This is a genomic window from Rufibacter roseolus (genome assembly GCF_017916365.1).
GTDB lineage: Bacteria > Bacteroidota > Bacteroidia > Cytophagales > Hymenobacteraceae > Nibribacter > Nibribacter roseolus.
On record NZ_JAFMSU010000003.1, the window covers coordinates 332450 to 348779 of the forward strand.

At 51.3% G+C, this 16330-nt stretch carries 15 protein-coding genes; 9 read left to right on the top strand and 6 right to left on the bottom strand.

Going from position 1 to position 16330, the window contains the following annotated elements:
* The first annotated feature begins 280 nt into the window (after positions 1-280).
* The 4 genes from J3P35_RS17215 (at position 281) to J3P35_RS17230 (ending at position 3948) form a co-directional block, all read left to right on the top strand.
* Positions 281-712: a DUF5655 domain-containing protein gene (locus J3P35_RS17215; protein WP_210465913.1), complete on the top strand. Its 432-nt coding sequence runs from the start codon at positions 281-283 to the stop codon at positions 710-712.
* Between the two features lie 20 nt (positions 713-732).
* Complete coding sequence (locus tag J3P35_RS17220; RefSeq protein WP_210465914.1) at positions 733-1419, top strand: hypothetical protein; 687 nt, start codon at positions 733-735, stop codon at positions 1417-1419.
* A gap of 303 nt (positions 1420-1722) precedes the next feature.
* A complete protein-coding gene (gene tyrS, locus J3P35_RS17225) occupies positions 1723-2946 on the top strand; it encodes a tyrosine--tRNA ligase (protein ID WP_210465915.1) in 1224 nt (407 codons plus the stop codon).
* Between the two features lie 612 nt (positions 2947-3558).
* On the top strand, positions 3559-3948 hold the full coding sequence (locus J3P35_RS17230; protein ID WP_210465916.1) for a YybH family protein: 390 nt from the start codon (positions 3559-3561) through the stop codon (positions 3946-3948).
* Positions 3949-4061: 113 nt separating this feature from the next.
* Here J3P35_RS17230 and J3P35_RS17235 read toward each other — a convergent pair whose 3' ends face one another.
* Complete coding sequence (locus J3P35_RS17235; protein WP_210465917.1) at positions 4062-4550, bottom strand: YybH family protein; 489 nt, start codon at positions 4548-4550, stop codon at positions 4062-4064.
* Between the two features lie 277 nt (positions 4551-4827).
* Here J3P35_RS17235 and lepB point away from each other — a divergent pair, with 277 nt between their 5' ends.
* The 3 genes from lepB (at position 4828) to J3P35_RS17250 (ending at position 7793) form a co-directional block, all read left to right on the top strand.
* A complete protein-coding gene (lepB, locus tag J3P35_RS17240) occupies positions 4828-5928 on the top strand; it encodes a signal peptidase I (protein WP_210465918.1) in 1101 nt (366 codons plus the stop codon).
* A 202-nt stretch (positions 5929-6130) separates the two neighbouring features.
* Positions 6131-6658, top strand: coding sequence for a hypothetical protein (locus J3P35_RS17245; protein WP_210465919.1), 528 nt, complete (start codon positions 6131-6133; stop codon positions 6656-6658).
* 358 nt (positions 6659-7016) lie between these two features.
* On the top strand, positions 7017-7793 hold the full coding sequence (locus J3P35_RS17250; RefSeq protein ID WP_210465920.1) for a DUF6089 family protein: 777 nt from the start codon (positions 7017-7019) through the stop codon (positions 7791-7793).
* Positions 7794-7989: 196 nt separating this feature from the next.
* On the opposite strand, the gene J3P35_RS17255 is transcribed toward J3P35_RS17250, so the two are convergent.
* Together J3P35_RS17255 and J3P35_RS17260 are read right to left on the bottom strand one after the other, a co-directional pair.
* Entirely contained in the window at positions 7990-9705 is a 1716-nt protein-coding gene (locus J3P35_RS17255) for a GMC oxidoreductase (protein WP_210465921.1), read from the bottom strand.
* Positions 9706-9707: 2 nt separating this feature from the next.
* Positions 9708-10244, bottom strand: coding sequence for a gluconate 2-dehydrogenase subunit 3 family protein (locus J3P35_RS17260; RefSeq protein WP_210465922.1), 537 nt, complete (start codon positions 10242-10244; stop codon positions 9708-9710).
* Between the two features lie 324 nt (positions 10245-10568).
* On the opposite strand from J3P35_RS17260, the gene J3P35_RS17265 reads away from it, so the two are divergent.
* Both J3P35_RS17265 and J3P35_RS17270 read left to right on the top strand, forming a co-directional pair.
* Entirely contained in the window at positions 10569-11222 is a 654-nt protein-coding gene (locus J3P35_RS17265) for a M48 family metalloprotease (protein WP_210465923.1), read from the top strand.
* A gap of 534 nt (positions 11223-11756) precedes the next feature.
* Positions 11757-12167, top strand: coding sequence for a DoxX family protein (locus J3P35_RS17270; protein WP_210465924.1), 411 nt, complete (start codon positions 11757-11759; stop codon positions 12165-12167).
* A 149-nt stretch (positions 12168-12316) separates the two neighbouring features.
* Here J3P35_RS17270 and J3P35_RS17275 read toward each other — a convergent pair whose 3' ends face one another.
* From J3P35_RS17275 to J3P35_RS17285, 3 genes are all read right to left on the bottom strand, one after another.
* Positions 12317-12565 (bottom strand): hypothetical protein, encoded by a 249-nt coding sequence (locus tag J3P35_RS17275; protein ID WP_210465925.1) that lies wholly within the window; start codon positions 12563-12565, stop codon positions 12317-12319.
* Positions 12566-12691: 126 nt separating this feature from the next.
* Positions 12692-13498 carry a Cof-type HAD-IIB family hydrolase gene (locus tag J3P35_RS17280; RefSeq protein WP_210465926.1) on the bottom strand — a complete coding sequence of 269 codons (807 nt, stop codon included), beginning with the start codon at positions 13496-13498 and terminating at the stop codon, positions 12692-12694.
* A 154-nt stretch (positions 13499-13652) separates the two neighbouring features.
* Entirely contained in the window at positions 13653-16193 is a 2541-nt protein-coding gene (locus J3P35_RS17285; RefSeq protein ID WP_210465927.1) for a PAS domain-containing sensor histidine kinase, read from the bottom strand.
* Positions 16194-16330: the final 137 nt, after the last annotated feature.

Genomic DNA, 16330 nt, shown 5'->3' on the forward strand with positions numbered 1-16330 from the left:
CTAAAAAAAGGCCCAAAACCTAGAACGGCATTTCTGCCCAACTCTCGATGCTTCCCTGGTTCAGGCCCGGTTTACGGACTGACCCTGCCACTAATGAACATTCAACTTTAATTGCTTTCCTGTATCAGCAGAGTTATCCGTTTGAACGTTGCTTTTAGAAAATAAGGCTAAAACCGTTCTTATGGTCTTGCGCTTTCAAAGCCCGCCATAGTAATCAATTAACTGATCGTTGTGTTTCCGGCCTGTTTTCCGGTAATTGGGGCTCAAACGTCTTTCTTCTATGTGGACCTGCCCCACCTGCACCCAGTCTTTACTGCGCGCCAACCAGACCCACTCCTGTCTGGACAAAACCGAGGCCGATTTCCTGCGCGGTAAGTCTGCCGTGACCGTAGGGCTGTACCACCATTTTCTGGCACAGTACCGCACCATCGGGGATTTTAAGATTCACCCGGCCAAGACCATGATCTCGCTGGCCAAGAACACCCGCTTCTGTATGATTTACAAACTGGGTAGAAACTTTATAGACATTTACATTCCGCTTAACAAGGTTTATGCTGATACGCTGTGCTTCCATAAAATTGGACATATAGGCGAAAAGCTAACCAATCACTGGTTAAGACTTTATCAGCCAGAAGACATCAATGAGGAAGTGTTACACTACATGCGCCTGGCGTATGAACAGGACGCGGAAAAGGGAGAAGAAAACCAATAACAAAATTCCATAAACAGACCATGGCCACTCGCCCGCTTCTCCAATCTGGCACTGTCTTAGTTCTTACCGTTTGGGTGTTAGGCTTAACTATCCTAGGGGTCTATACCTTTGGCCTGGGCAGGCATCACACGTTTTTCCAAAACTCGCTTTGGTCTACCACGCTGCTGTCTATCGGGTTCTTTGCGTTTGTAACCACGGGCCTGTACCGGGGTGTGAAACTCAGAAATACCATGGGCAGTCTAGCTGATAAACTCCCCTTCCGGGCTAAAAAAGGCAAGGACCAAGGGAACAGCAGTTTTATAGAAGGAACAGACATCTTCACCTCCTTCCCTAGCAGCGGTGGTTCTAACGCTTCAAGCAGTATTCCTTCTGACGCTTCAAGCAGCTGTGGAGGTTTTGAATTGGGAGATCTGGGCGAGGCAGAAGGCTGCGGGGCAATTCTGCTTGGCATATTAGCTTGGAGCGTGGCCGGCTTAGTGCTCGCTTTTGTGCTTTGGTTCTTTGGCGAAGTACTACTAGTGGCAGTGGGCATGTTCATGGCCATGTTGTACTGGATTTTCTACCGCGCCCTCCGATTGGTGTTTCGGCACAGCCCCCAGACCAGAGGCCATTTCTTTAAAAGCGTGCGGTACGGGTTAGTATATACCTTTTTGTACAACAGCTGGATATACGGCATCTTCCTGCTGCTGGCATATTTACAGAGTTAGAACTTTAAACCTCTTTTCTCAAAAAAAGCCCCAAAACAAAATTTGCGATTCCGGCCAAAAGCTTTTTCCTTTACCGGAAATTCAGAATACAGAAATGACGCTTCACCAGCAATCTTTCTACCCTTACGCAGCCTATTCTACCTATTACCCAATAGTCGTAGCCTGGGATTGCTATTCTTGATTTGGAACAGATTTACCTAATCATACAAAAGCCCAGGTTCACGGACCTGGGCTTTTTTGTTTTTTACCCTGCCCGGTCCGGCCCTGTGCGCTACCAATTTTTCACTTAAAACTATAAAGCACATGACCACTGTAGACCAATTATCCCTGTTAAAAGAAAACGTAGAGATCTTCTTGCCAGACCATGCCCTGGAAGAAAAGCTGGCTTTGGCCCAGAAAGAGAACCGCAAACTCATTATCAAGCTGGGCTTTGACCCTACCGCGCCAGACCTGCACCTGGGCCACGCCGTGGTTTTAAAGAAGTTGCGGCAGTTTCAGGACCTGGAGCATACCATCGTCATCATCATCGGGGACTTTACTGCCCGCATAGGGGATCCCACGGGCAAGAACAAGTCGCGCCCGCCGCTGAGTGCCGAGCAGGTACAGCGTAATGCCCAGACTTACGTGAACCAGTTGTCTAAAATACTGGACGTAAGCAAATGCCAGATCCGCTACAACTCTGAGTGGCTGGGCACCATGGACATGACCCACACCATCCAACTGCTCTCGCAGGTGACCCTGGCCCAGATCATGCAGCGCACCGATTTCAACAACCGCTTTGAGAAAGGTCTGCCTATCTCGCTGCATGAGTTGGCGTACCCGCTTTTGCAGGGATTTGACTCTACCCAGATCCACGCCGATATTGAGATGGGCGGCACCGACCAGCTGTTCAATTGCTCCATGGGTCGTCAGTTACAAGAAAGTGTGGGAGGTCCTGGGCAGGCGGTGTTATGCATGCCGCTGCTCAAAGGCGTAGACGGCTCGGCTAAGATGAGCAAATCAGATCACAACATCATCGGGTTGACAGACGCGCCGCAGGAGATGTTCGGGAAGATCATGTCCATCCCCGATGCCCTCTTGCCCGAGTACCTGCACCTGGTCACGGATTTCAGCCCGGCCCAAAAGCAGCAGTTACTCTCCCAATTGAAGCAGGGCGAAAACCCTATGGTGCTGAAAAAGAAGATTGGGGTGAACGTGGTACAGCAATACCATAGCGCCGAGGCCGCAGAGCAGGCCCTGGCCTTTTTCCATAACCAGTTTCAGAACAAGCGCTTCGAGGAAAAGGAATTCATCCAGGTTTCGCTGGCCGCGCTCCCGCTCAAAAGCCTGGACAGCTTCAGTTTGCTGGAAGTGTGTAAGGAACTGAGACCCGAGGAAAGCAAGACTAACCTCCGGCGGTTGATTGAGGCGGGCAGCGTGACCGTGAACGGTGAAAAAGCCACTGATTCGCATAATCTCCTTGGACCTGAAAGTCTCCCGCTCAAGATCAAGATTGGGAAACGAAGCTTCTTTGAGGTACTGGCTTAGGCTTGGAATCTTCTTGGGCCACCCGCCTGGTTGCAGAGCAGAAGTCTGCGCAAGCGCACCATGCCTCCTACCTGTAGAAACCTCAATCCTTCTTGAGGAAAATTACAGGCCAGAGGCATAGTGCGCTGCGGGAGCTGGGGTATTTACGCCCTGTTTTTCTAAAACCAGGCCCTAAACACTAAGGAGACTATTCAGAAAATTATCTTCTTTCATGAATCTGGTGCCTAAGTTTCATACCAGTGCCGTATACCTTGTTACCTGATTTATTATTTATATCTTCCTTTTTCCAAAGGATTTAGCGTTTCTCTAACCCTGGGGAGTAGATAAAGGTTTGTGCCTTTAGGCGACCCGAGGTTCTGTTTCTAGGGTATTTCTGGTAAAACAGATTAGAAACAGAGGGCACCCCGGGCGCTTGCGTCAACAACTGCTTACCGTATTTCACTTTCCTTCCACGGTAGCTGCTACTTCCACCTGGCTGCCGGGAACCGTTTACAAGTATCTCTGGACACCCCGGCGGGGAGTAAGACAAGGCTAGGTTCAGACCACGTGGCCTCTGCGCAACTCCCGGATGATTGCCTCTAAGTTCATTTTACCACAAAAAAACGGAAATCTATGCAAACAGTCCACCCAGACATCACCGATGAGATTAAAACCCTGTGCCGAGATTTTGAGAGTGCCTTCGCCAAAGGAGACGCCGCGGGGGTGGCCGCCCTCTACACCCAGGACGGTATGCTGCTCCCCTCCGGCAGCGACATTGTGCGGGGCCAGGATGCTATCAGGCAGTATTGGCAAGGCGCCATGGATGCCGGCATGAAAGAGTGCCACCTGGAAACCATTGACGTGGAACTGCTAGACAATACCGCCATTGAACTGGGCCATTTCACCCTGCAAGGCGACGGCGGACGTATCATGGACGAAGGGAAAAACATGGTAGTCTGGAAAAAAGAGTCCGGCGAATGGAAAATCCAGAAAGATATTTGGAACAGCAGCTCAGCCTATTAGCGCTTTCGCAAGCCTCCAAATAAACCCCATCAAAGCCTCAAAGCAGCCGATGCCTTAATAAAAGAAGCGGTTGTTTTGAGGCTCCTATTTTATAAACAGGCCTAAACCTTAGTCTATAATGGAACCACTTTCTCCGGCTCATTGGTAGAGGCTATGCACTCCAGTTTCCAATCACCGTTTTTCTGCTTCCGGTAAATAGAGACCCAGGCATAGTGGGTGGTTTCCTCAATGTTCCGGCCCGTACTGTCTTTCGTGGTCAGGACCACCAGTTTGTCCACTACGGCATAGGCCAGCGAACGGTCCTCAGAAAACCGGATGATGGGCGGCTTCACATCGTCCCATTTCTTGAACTCCACTGAGTTGAAGTAGTTCTGGAAGACTTCTGTATCTGATTGGCCAGAGCTCATGTGGATTTTACCGGCATTTACACTGATCATATCCGGGGAAGACCTAGCGAACATGGCCTTGGCGTCTTTGGCAAAGTGGGCCTGGCGTTGCTGGGCATGCAGTTTCAACAGTTGGGCCTTATCTTCTTCTGCCCCGGTCTTATCTGAGCACGAGAAAGCCACCAGAAAGAAAAGCAGGAATACGGTTGTCTTCATAACGAGAGATTATTTTAGGATGGAAAGCACAAAGCAATGACGTCTCCGGAATCCAAGAGAAACACAGGCCTTGGGAACCGAAGCCAGATCCACAAAGCGGCTTTTCTGCTGATTTGGTAAAAACAGCAGAAAAATCAGTCTTTGGCTGCTATTCCCCAAAGGGATTCTGTTTAATCGGCCCTCTGCAAAGCTAGGATTTAGGTAAGAAGGAACACAATAAAACCAAGGAAACATAGTTTTATTCTATATTCTGGTTTCCAGGTAACCACTTTGCTCTATGGCTGTTAAATTCTGGGGAAAGAAGGAGAAACCCTCTTCGCCCAAAAAGAAAAAATCGTTCTTGCGTGAATGGGCCGATGCGGCCATGTTCGCGGTGGTATGCGCCACGCTCATCAGGTGGCTCACCTTTGAGGCCTTTGCCATCCCCAGCTCGTCCATGGAACAGTCGCTGCTCACCGGCGATTACCTTTTTGTGAGTAAGCTGCACTACGGCTCGCGCGCGCCCATGACGCCGCTGCAGGTGCCCCTGACCCACCAAACCATCTGGGGCACCAATCTCAATTCCTTCTCAGACCTGGTGCAACTGCCTTATTACCGTTTGCCCGGCTTTACCCATATCAAACACAATGACCCTGTGGTATTCAACCATCCGGAGGAAGTGGAACGCCCCGTAGACCTGAAAACCTACCTTATCAAACGCTGCATAGGGGTGGCCGGAGATACCCTCCAGATGAAGCAAAAGCAGGTGTACCTCAATGGCAAGCTTACCCATATCCCTGGCAAACTGCAGTTCAGCTACTTCCTTAAAACCGATGGGTATGTGCAGGAGAAGTTTTTCAGGAAACACGGCATCACGGATGTATACCCGGCGCAGGGTGGCTACGTGGTTCATACCTTGCCCCAAACCGCCCAGGAACTCCGCTCCTTTGATTTCATCAAGGAGGTGACCTCGCTGGAGACGCCGCCGGAGGTAACAGACCCTTCGGTTTTCCCCCAGGCTCCGGCCACCTACGCCTGGAACCAGGATAATTTCGGGCCGCTGTACATTCCCAAAGCCGGCGCTACCGTGCCCATCACCCCGCAGACGCTTCCGCTGTATGAGAAAATCATGCGGGTCTACGAGCACAACCCAGGCTTAGAGATTAAAGGCGGACGGGCTTACCAGAACGGGAAAGAACTCACCCACTACACCTTCAAACAGAACTACTACTTCATGATGGGCGACAACCGCCACAACTCCCTCGACTCCCGGTTCTGGGGCTTCGTTCCCGAGGAATACGTGGTGGGCAAAGCCGTCCTGGTCTGGATGTCATCAGATTCCAGCGCCAATTTCACAGATAAAATTCGGTGGAACCGCCTGTTCCACACCATAAAATAAAAGAAAACTGCGCAGGCGTTCTTAGGCTGCTTACGGGCAATCCTAGGAACGGTCCTGCTGCATTTATTTAGGCAGGTTCTTCACCCAGAGAGATATTCTATGGGCGTTTAGGTGCATTATTTCAAAAATCAGCCTCAAACCAAAATTCCCAGCTATCAAAGGGACCTGTACCGCCAGGGATTACCTGACCAAACCATCATACATGAAAAACATTTTAGCCCTCCTCCTTCTCCTTGCTGGGAATTCTGTTTATGCGCAGGACACCCCCAACCCGATCAGGAAAAACACCATCTTTTTTGAAATTGGGGGAAACAGCTTCCTATACTCCCTCAACTATGACCGGCTTCTGGTCAAGAAACCAAACTGGGGCTTGGCCGGACGCATTGGGGGCTCCTACTTACGTGACACCGGAGTGTTTGAGAACACAGACAACCACTTCTACGCTGTTCCGCTGGAGTTGTCTTTGCTGGTTGGCAAGAGCAACCACAAGTTAGAAATAGGAGCTGGGGCAACCCCATTCTACAAGGATTACCAGGAGGAGTCTGGCAAGGACAACTGGTCTTCTGTTGCTCCCACTGCCCGAATAGGCTACAGATACCAGAAAAGCGGCGGCGGCTTGTTTTTCAAAGCAGGCTTCACCCCGCTGATCGCCTTCAAAAAAGATTATAACTCTATTAACCCCAAGCATGTGTATCCCTGGGCAGGTTTAGCTTTTGGTTATACTATATAAAATAATTTTAGTAATTTATAAGCAAAATGCAAACGAATACAATTAACCAGTTTCCTCCTTGGGCAAAGCTCTCCCGGGAATTGGCGCTTCCGCAGTGTAGACTCATTTTCAGGGTCTACAAACATGCAATTGGTGGATGCTTCTGAGTTGACGTGCTCTTTGGGATGCCGGGCAACTAGTGGCAGTGGTGAGATAAAAAGCGCTTTTATGCTTCTACATGATCAAAATTTCGATCAGGGCCTATGTTCCGTTTCTTCGGCGACTATCCAAAACAAGGCATGCCTCAAATCATAGGGCAACCCTCTTTCAGCGGGCAACCAACTCCCTAACAGATTTCCATGGCCGGGTCCTACTCCTGATGGCCGTTCTCTACCTTTTCCACGCGGGTCCGCTCATGGCCCAGGGCCAGCCGTCTGATGTTCCGGTGCTCAAACAGAACATGAAGCACGTTTTCAGAGAGGCCAAGAAATTCTCCCTTATTGCGGGCGGTGGAATCACCCTCATGGACAGTGATTACGAGGCCGGAAAGGTGGGCTTGATTGAAAAGATAAAGATCAATGGGTACGGTTATAGCGGTAGCGTTGGGGGCATGTACCAGTTTACACCTTACGTAGGTGGCCTGTTAAGCTTAGACTACATTTCGGTGAGAGGCAAAAGGCCTCAGGAAGGCTGCTCTTTTTGCTCTGAGATGGTAACCACTTCCCTTTCTGGGGTAATGCTTCTGGCCACAAGAGCGTCGCTGGCCAGGCTATATTCCAAGTCTTTCAGGAGAGGCATTATCCTAGTTCCTTACCTGAGAGGCGGCGTGGGCTTTATGAGTTACCAAGCCAGTTCTTACAATGATGAACAATCAGCGGATCCGGCCACTGAATACCCCGATCTCACTTTGGTTGTACCTCTGGGGGGCGGCCTCAGGCTGCGGCTCACAGACCAGATAAGCTTGGCCACTGAGGCGGTCCTCACCATGCCTTTTTCAGATTACCTGGACAATCGGCCCAGTGGCAATAATCTGTTAAAAACCAATGACCAGCTTCTCTCCTTTTCTCTTAAAGGCCTCTATCACTTAGGACACAAACGATCTCAAGCCGTAAGTGGCTCTCTTTTAAAGAAACGTGGTTTTAAAAAGAAGAAGTAGCAAAAGCATTTGTCGTAAATAGGGACACTGTAAAAGCGAAATAACAGCTCCACTATTGAGGGTGGGGTTTTGAGGTACCATTAAACAGTAAAATGGTCCAAGCACCGTAACGGTCCCCTTACCTGCTAAACTGAATCGGCCCTGTTTTGAGAAAACAGGGCCGATTCAGTTTAAGCATTAGCCCTCCTTTAGCAGGTTAGATATTCTGCTTTTTCATTTCACTTACGGCATGATCCACGGCGCGGGCGGTGAGGGCCATGTAGGTGAGCGATGGGTTTTGGGTAGAGGTGGAAGTCATGCAGGCGCCATCGGTTACGTAGACGTTGGGACAGGCATGCAGTTGGTTGTATCTGTTCAGCAACGAGGTCTTAGGGTCGTGGCCCATGCGTACGCCGCCCATCTCGTGGATGTCTAGTCCCGGGGCCTGGTGCGAATCGGTTTTCTTGATGTTGGTGAAGCCGGCTTTGGTGAACATCTCCTCCATCTGGGCATGGTAATCGGCTACCATTTTGTTGTCGTTGGCATCGTAGTCCAGGTTGATGTTCAGGAGCGGGATGCCCCAGTCGTCTTTCCGGGTCTTGCTCAGGCTCAACTGGCTTTCGGCTTTGGGAATGGTTTCGCCCATCATGTGAGAGCCTACTTTCCAGATGCCCCAGGAAGGGTTTAGAAGCTGTTTTTTCAAATCTACCCCGAAACCAGACGTATCTGATTCCTGCCCACGGTCGGCCCGGAAACCGGCGGCATATCCGCGCAGGAAGTCGGTTTCTTGCTTGTGCAGGTTCCGGAAGCGCGGGATGTAGCCGCCGCCCGCAGGGTTACGGCCATCGGTGGCGTACTCTTGGAAGCCTTCGTACTCGGCGGTGATCCTGGCGCGGTAGTTATGGAAGGCCACGTACTTGCCCAGCAACCCGCTGTCGTTGCCCAGCCCGTTGGGGAACCGATCTGAGGTGGAGTTCAACAGTATCTGGTTTGTGCTAAACGCCGAGGCATTCACGAAAATCACCGGTGCGTAATACTCGGTGGTTTCCTTCGTCTGGGCATTGATCACACGCACGCCGGTGGCTTTACCCGCCTTATCGTCATAAATTACCTCCTGCACTACTGAGTGCGGCAGCAGGGTCATGAGCCCCGTGCGCTCGGCCCACGGAATAGTGGAGGAATTGCTGCTGAAGTACCCCCCAAAAGGACAGCCGCGCTGGCATATCACCCGGTTCATGCACTGCGCCCGGCCCTGGTCCAGATGGATCTGGTTGGGCTTGGACAGATGCGCACAGCGGGCACTGATCACGTGGCGGTTGCCGTAATGGCTTTTGAGTTGCTTTTTGAAGTAGTCTTCCACGCTGTTCAGCGGATAGGCGGGCAGAAACTCGCCGTCGGGCAGTTCCGCCAGGCCATCGTTATTGCCGGAGATACCCGCGAATTTCTCCACGTAGCTGTACCACGGCGCCAGGTCTTTGTAGCGGATAGGCCAGTCCACGGCATAACCGTCGCGGGCGGGACCTTCAAAATCAAGGTCGCTCCAGCGCTGCGTCTGCCGGGCCCACAACAGTGACTTGCCGCCCACCTGCTGGCCCCTGATCCAGTCAAAGGGCTTTTCCTGCACGTATGGCTGCTCCGTGTCTTTCACGAAGAAGTGCATGGCGTCTTCGCGGAACGCGTAGCAGCGGCTCACCACCGGGTTCTTTTCCCTCATTTCAGCGGTCAGCTCCCCCCGGTGCTCAAATTCGTAGGGCATCATGTTGGTGGTGGGGTAATCCTTGATGTGCTTCACATCGCGGCCGCGCTCCAGCACCAGCGTTTTCAGGCCCTTGCCGGTGAATTCCTTCGCCGCCCATCCGCCGCTCATCCCAGACCCGATCACGATGGCGTCAAAGGTGCGCTGCTTTACACTGTCTACATTCAGATTGGCCATGGTTAGCTTTGCTGTTTTGTCTTTACTGGGAAATATGCGTTGTACCGGCCCGGCACCAGTTCATAGACCCGCAGTTTGGTCATGACCAGTTCTGAGTTGAGGTAGCCGGTAATGGTGTGGTCTTTGACCATTCTGTAGAAAGCGACTACGTCCTCGGGGGCTTTTCCGGCGTTCACGGCCGAGACCAGTTCCTGGCGTTTTTGGGGGCTGGCCTCCACAAAAGAACTCCCTACCTGCTTTTTGGCCAGTTTCTTGAAACCGTCCAGCCCGGCCATGAAGGCCTTCTGGTCCTTCTCGCCTCTCAGGTCATCTACCATCTTCAGGGTGAAGCGGTGCAGGCCCAGGGTTTTGCCGCCGGGCGTATCAGTAGTGGGCAGGATGGTTTCCACCAGTTCGCCCATCAGTTTCTCGTCCTCGCCGGAGATATCCAGGTTTCTCAACCGGATAGAGGCTTTGCTGGTCTCCATCACGCAGGACGGTGCCAGCACCAGCCCTCCCGTAAACAGCAGCAAACCTTTGACAACAGTACGCCTGTTCATAAATATTTATTTTAACTATCCTCCTAAGGAGTCTACTCTATCAGAATTCTTTTAATCCATTAATATAATTGAAAGTATGCTAACCCGGAAGATTTGCTAAATTCTGAGCAGTTTTTGTTAAATAAGTATTGAAATAGTTGGGGCCGTTGCGCCACCTGCCTTGTTTATAGCCTTAATTTCAGAAGACGCGCCCAAAATTTCAGAGGTGAATCACACTTATATTTTGGGCAGTTTGGCAGTGGGGTCACCCGATGCATATTTGAGTTCTACTACTTTTTGGTTATGTTCAAGGATAAGCTTATTTCTATATAAAAAATTGAATATATGAAGTTCCCCTACTTTCTCCTTTGCCTCGGTTTTCTGTTATTTTTATCTCTTGAGAGTGCCTTCGCACAGCACTGGATGCCGCCCGTACCGCTGATTCCCAATCCTAAGCTCAAGGACCTGGCCATGGCTAATTACAGTGACAGCCTGAAATCTTATGTGATTGAATACAACCCCGAGTTGGCCATAGAAGTGGGACCATTTGTGACCGCTTACTTCCAGGCCCATGAGTACGGGCACATCTACCGCAACCACGTGAACAAAAAGAAGCTGCGCCACCAAGACCATTTGAATATGCTGCAACTGAACCAGGACATGGAAACCGGGGCAGACCTATACGCCGTTGAGACGCTGTATGAGCAAGACAAATCCATTGTGCTGGCCATGCTGCACTACCTCAAAAACACCGAAAAGGAAGACCTGCAGCACCTGTCCCGCAAAGACAGAATCAACGCCCTGGAGCAGCACTTTTACTATCTCTCCTCTTTTGTCCGCGAAAATGTGGATTGCACGCACAGCGCCCATGGCCAGGACCAAATTCCCTGTTCCCATTATAATGCAGCCGGTAAACCACAGCACAGCCATGATTATGTTCCCTGCCTGCATATCGCGCACCTGGAGGGACACATCATTGTAAAGAAAGTAACCGAGTGATTTTTCTGGTCATTCAGCTTCTCTCACCTAAAATCGAATTGGGCCCGTTTTACAGAAAACAGGCTTGAAGTGGACCGTGGAGCCGGGCACGTTCAAGATCATGGTGGGCAGCTCCTCGGAAGACATTAGGGAAAGCAAAGAAGTCACCATTCCTGAGTAGCCCTGCGCACTGATTTGACTTCTACTAAAATTCTGATTCCGGCCTGAAAATGCCTTCAAAAGCTATGAATGGTCAGCGTCAGGATTTTCCTTTTTCAGCCCATGGCAGATTGACCTTTTTCTATCCTTGGGCACCTGCAGACCCATCTGTAACCGAGGTTTTCCAGGGAATAACACCTAAATTTTTACAAGTTGCCAGTGACAGCTCTTGGACCTAAAACAAAAATAAAAAGGAGCCTCTTTCTACCCACATTCCGTTAGGGACAGGCCGTTATATTCCTCCAAAACTATGTTAGTCGAAGCTCGTAAACCTAAGTATCTGGGCTGTTTATCAATATTTTACATAAAAGCGCATTTATTAAGAGTTAACAAGCTATGGACAGAACAATAGGAAGATACGCACCTCAGGCCTATGCGCTCCTGCGCATTGTGGCCGGGCTCATGTTTGCGATGCACGGAACGCAAAAGCTATTCGGTTTTCCGGGCGACAAACCTGCTGCGGATATTGCCTCTATGATGGGCGTGGCCGGTATTATTGAACTGGTGGCGGGCATTATGATCGCGATTGGTTTACTCACCAGCTGGGCCGCTTTCATTGCCGCCGGTCTCATGGCGGTGGCCTATTTCATGGCCCATGCGGCCCAAAACCCTTTGCCTATCGTTAACCAAGGCGAGCTAGCGGTTCTGTACTGTTTCGTGTTCCTGTACATTGCCGCGGCAGGCTCCGGGGTATGGAGCGTGGATAACAGCAGAAGAGGGTACATCCGGTCACCCTTGACCCGCTAAAGTGCGCAACAATCTGATGAGAAAGAAAAAGGAGGCACCAGTTCTGGCACCTCCTTTTTTATTTTAAGGCCATTTTGCAGGAAACGCCCCTGAACTGGAATTGGGTTAAAAAACTGCAGAATCTCAATGCTGGATTTCAAATCACGGGCTTAACAGTCACAGGTGAAATCACGGCTGTTGTACTCGTCTGAGGCCACGTCGCCCACTTTCACCAGATTGTCAAACCTGATTTCCTCCCCGTTGACCAGCTCCAGATACTGGGCTCCGTTCTTTTCCTCCACTTTCTTGATCATAGAGGTAACAGACAGGTATTCGTTCAGGTCGGTGCGGTACTGGATCTTCAGGAATTTCCGTTTAGAAACCGCCTCTTCAACCGCTTGCATCAAGGGTTCATCCATGGTATTTGCCATCACACTAAAAATTAAGGTAAGTCACTAAGGTATTTTACGGCTGTTTTCACAAAAACGAGGCGAAAAAGGAAGCAATAAGCACTTTCCTCTTTTTCCCTGTAGACAAACCCTGGTTTACACGGTGGCGCCCACCAGTTGCTGCAGGACCTCAACCACCCCGTTCTGGCTGTTGCTTTTAGCCCTGAACCTTGATACTTCCTTTATCTCTGGGTGGGCGTTCTCCATGGCGTAGCTGAAATAGGCTTTCTCCATCATCTTCAGGTCGTTGAGGTAATCCCCGAAGACCATGGTTTGCTCCGGCGTGATGTTGTACTTCTGCTGAATCACCTCCATGCCGCGGCCTTTGTTCGCTTGTTTGTCGCAGATGTCCAGCCAGATCTTACCGGAGACGGTGACCTGCAGATGGGCCCTTTCCTCCTGGAAATACGTGTTGCTGTTGCCCTCGGCCCCGGCCAGGTCACAAAGCGCGATCTTCAGGAACTGGTCATCTTCCACGGCCAGCAGGTCTTCCACCACTTCTACGGCATCATAGTACAGGTTCACCTGGTCCATGAACTCAGGACTGGTGTTTTCCACGTAGGCAGATTTCTTTCCGCAGAGCACGATGTACACGCCGGGAATGGTTCTGGCTTTTTGCAGAAGCTGTTTGGTGATGCCGTGGTCCATGGCCTGCACCAGCAGTTCCTGGCCCTGGTACACTACGTAACTGCCATTCTCAGCCAGGAAAATGATTTCGTCTTTGATGGGGGTAAACAGGTTCACCAGGTTGTAGTACTGCCGGCCGCTGGCGGCGGCGAACAGAATGCCCTTTTCTTTCAGGGCTTGGTAAACCGGGTAAAAATCCTCGCTAAGGTTATGATGGGGGTCTAGCAGGGTGCCGTCCATGTCGGTGGCCACCAGCTTAATGTTTGAAAAATCCATAAGTAAAAAATCTCCAGCGGCGCTGGTCCTTCAGTATGCCGCAAGGTACTCATTACCGCTCAGCCTTCCTGAAAGTTGTGTTTTTTCCTCTGAAAACGTATTTAGGGCCTATTATTGTAAAAATAAGCCCCAAACAGGCTGCCGCGGGTAAAACCTACTTCCTGTAAAGCGGATTCTTGAGGTAGACTTTGAAGGTAGTGCCCTCGCCCAAGTTGCTTTCCACCTCAATCTTGCCACCGGCATTGTCCACAATGCGTTTCACCATGTACAGCCCCACACCAGAGCCTTCCACGTGGTCATGGAAACGGCGGAACATGGAGAACAGCTGCTTTTGCTGGGCAGGTCCCAGGCCCAAGCCGTTGTCCTGCACCTTAAGCACCATGTATTCAGCCGTTAGATGGCAGCTTACCATCACCTGGGGAATGCGGTCTGGGTGGCGGTATTTAATGGCGTTGGAGAGCAGGTTATAGATGATGCTGCGCAGGTTCTTCTCTGAGAAAGTAACGTGGGTGCAGCTTATTACCGAGGTTTGGATCTGCGCCCCTGCTTTCTGGATATTCTGGTCCAGGTCCAGGATAACTTCCTTCACCAAGTCCTCCAGGTTCACCACTTTGGCCTCTGTGATATGGTCTTTCTGCAGCCGGGTGATCTCGGTGAGGTTATTGATGGTTTTCTTGAAGCGTTCAATGGACCCTTTCATCATGCCCAGAATGTTGCCTACCTCTTCCAGCTCCAGGCTTTCAGGTGGCAATTCCAGCAGCAACTCGCCCATAAGCATCTCAATGTTGGAGATAGGTGCCCGCAGGTCATGGGAGGCCGTGTAGATGAAGTTGTCCAGGTCTGAGTTGGTGTGGAGCAGCTGCTGGTTTGTGGCCTGCAGGTCTTCGTTGGCGGTGGCCAGTTCCTCGGCGATGGCTTTGGCTTCCTGCTCGCTTTTCTCCAGCGCCCGGCGGGCTTCCACCCGCTCGGTGACGTCGGTGACCAGGGTATAGAAACCTTGGACCACCCCATCCCGGATATCCGGCACGTAACTGGTCTGGATGTGTTTCGTGAAATCGTTGCGGTAAGGCATTTCGGCCTCAAAGTCCAGCCGCTCACCGGCCAGGGCTCTATCAATGTAGCCTTTCACGTTTTGGTAGGCTTTTTCGCCAATCACCTCTAAAACACTGCGCCCCAGAAAGCCCCCCGGTTTATTAGGGAACCAGGTTTCATAGGCCTTGTTTGTAAAGCGATAGACCTGGTCCTTGTCAAGGTACCCAATGAGCACCGGCAATGAATCTGTGATGAGCTGCAGTTGCCGGGCGCCGGCCTCCACTGCCCGGCGGGCTTCAATCTGCTCAGTCACCTCAAAGGCCAGCACCAGAATGCCGTCTATGAGGCCGTGCTCATTGTAGCGCGCCTGCTGGATGTATTTAAAGTACCTGTCCTCCAGAACGCCGTCGCCGGGTCGGGCCAGCGGTATGTGCATTCCCTCTTCCTCGTGGGTTTTGCCGGTTTCATACACCTCGCGGAGGGTCCGATATACATCATTGTGCTCAATCTCTGGCAAAGCCTCCAGAATGGACTTGCCCAGAAGCTCTCGGCCGGGAAACAGTTGCTGATAGATGGGGTTCACCAGTTCAAACACCAGCTCAGGCCCTTCCAGAATGCAGATGGCCGCCGGGGCATCGGTGAAGAGGCGCTCCAGGCGTTGTTTCTGCTTCTCGGCTATTGACTGGGCTATTTGCAGGGCTTTGGTGCGCCGCTCTACGCGGGCCTCCAGTTCCTGGTTCAGGGCCTGCAAGGCCTCTGCGTTCTTCTCCAATTGCCGCCTTGAGAGAACCACCTCCGTCATGTCCAGCGCGAAGATCAGCACGCCGTTTATCTTTCCCTGGGCATCATACAGCGCCTGGTAAATGAAATCCCAGTAAATATCTTCGGGTTCCTTATCGGCGAAGCGCGCCACCGGAATGAGCACCTCCTTTCCTTCAAACGTCTCGCCGGTGTCATACACGTGCCGGATAATGGCTTCAATGGGTTGGTCTTTCAGCTCGGGAAGGGCCTCAAACAGAGGCAGGTTCATGAGTTTACGGCCCGGAAACAGCTGCTGGTAGCTTTCATTGAATACTTTGAACACAAGATCGGGGCCTTCCAGCATAGCCAGTGCGGCGGGTGCCTGCTCAAACAGACGCTCCAACCGGGTGCGCTGAAGCTCTGCGTGGGCCAGGGCGTGCTGTTCCCTTTCCTGGCTTTCCTTTAGTTGCAGCCTGGCCTTCTCCCTTTCTGTTACATTGAAGGTCTCGTGGATAATGCAGGTGATGTTGCCCTGGTCATCCAGCACCGCCGAGTTGACTGTGTGCCAGTAGCGCTCCAGGAATTTGCCCTCGTGCTCAGGGTCTGGGATATCGTACCGGAAAACGTCCATTTTGTGGGCCTTGCCCGTCGCAAACACCTGCGCAAAGGAGGCTTTCAGGCTCTGGGTAGATGAGGCCTCTGTTACCTCCGGGTTATCCGGGAAAACGTCAAATACATGCTTGTCTATAATCTCTTCCCTTACCGTGAGCGTTTCGCGCAGGTAAACGTCTGTGGCGGCCTGCACCCGCAGGTCAGGCGAAAGAATCAAAAGCAACCCAGGCTGGGACTCAAAAATCTGGCGAAAAGGCAGACTTTGTTCTTTGGCTGTGCCCTCTGCAACAGAGGAGGTTTGGTTATTCATGTATCAAACGCCAGGGGGTAACGGGTGAAGATGTCCGCTATACGTGTTTCGCAGCCAGATGGACAACTTGCGGCCCTATATTTTATCTTTCAGGGAGATCAAGGAAGTTAAGACAACTACGGCTTATGAAAGGTAAA

Bases quoted from the DNA above. Each gene is read 5' to 3' on its own strand.
- J3P35_RS17285 (WP_210465927.1), bottom strand. From the start codon at position 16,193: ATGAATAACCAAACCTCCTCTGTTGCAGAGGGCACAGCCAAAGAACAA.
- lepB (WP_210465918.1), top strand. From the start codon at position 4,828: ATGGCTGTTAAATTCTGGGGAAAGAAGGAGAAACCCTCTTCGCCCAAA.
- J3P35_RS17255 (WP_210465921.1), bottom strand. From the start codon at position 9,705: ATGGCCAATCTGAATGTAGACAGTGTAAAGCAGCGCACCTTTGACGCC.
- J3P35_RS17260 (WP_210465922.1), bottom strand. From the start codon at position 10,244: ATGAACAGGCGTACTGTTGTCAAAGGTTTGCTGCTGTTTACGGGAGGG.
- J3P35_RS17275 (WP_210465925.1), bottom strand. From the start codon at position 12,565: ATGGATGAACCCTTGATGCAAGCGGTTGAAGAGGCGGTTTCTAAACGG.
- J3P35_RS17270 (WP_210465924.1), top strand. From the start codon at position 11,757: ATGGACAGAACAATAGGAAGATACGCACCTCAGGCCTATGCGCTCCTG.
- J3P35_RS17220 (WP_210465914.1), top strand. From the start codon at position 733: ATGGCCACTCGCCCGCTTCTCCAATCTGGCACTGTCTTAGTTCTTACC.
- tyrS (WP_210465915.1), top strand. From the start codon at position 1,723: ATGACCACTGTAGACCAATTATCCCTGTTAAAAGAAAACGTAGAGATC.
- J3P35_RS17265 (WP_210465923.1), top strand. From the start codon at position 10,569: ATGAAGTTCCCCTACTTTCTCCTTTGCCTCGGTTTTCTGTTATTTTTA.
- J3P35_RS17215 (WP_210465913.1), top strand. From the start codon at position 281: ATGTGGACCTGCCCCACCTGCACCCAGTCTTTACTGCGCGCCAACCAG.
- J3P35_RS17280 (WP_210465926.1), bottom strand. From the start codon at position 13,498: ATGGATTTTTCAAACATTAAGCTGGTGGCCACCGACATGGACGGCACC.
- J3P35_RS17235 (WP_210465917.1), bottom strand. From the start codon at position 4,550: ATGAAGACAACCGTATTCCTGCTTTTCTTTCTGGTGGCTTTCTCGTGC.
- J3P35_RS17250 (WP_210465920.1), top strand. From the start codon at position 7,017: ATGGCCGTTCTCTACCTTTTCCACGCGGGTCCGCTCATGGCCCAGGGC.
- J3P35_RS17245 (WP_210465919.1), top strand. From the start codon at position 6,131: ATGAAAAACATTTTAGCCCTCCTCCTTCTCCTTGCTGGGAATTCTGTT.
- J3P35_RS17230 (WP_210465916.1), top strand. From the start codon at position 3,559: ATGCAAACAGTCCACCCAGACATCACCGATGAGATTAAAACCCTGTGC.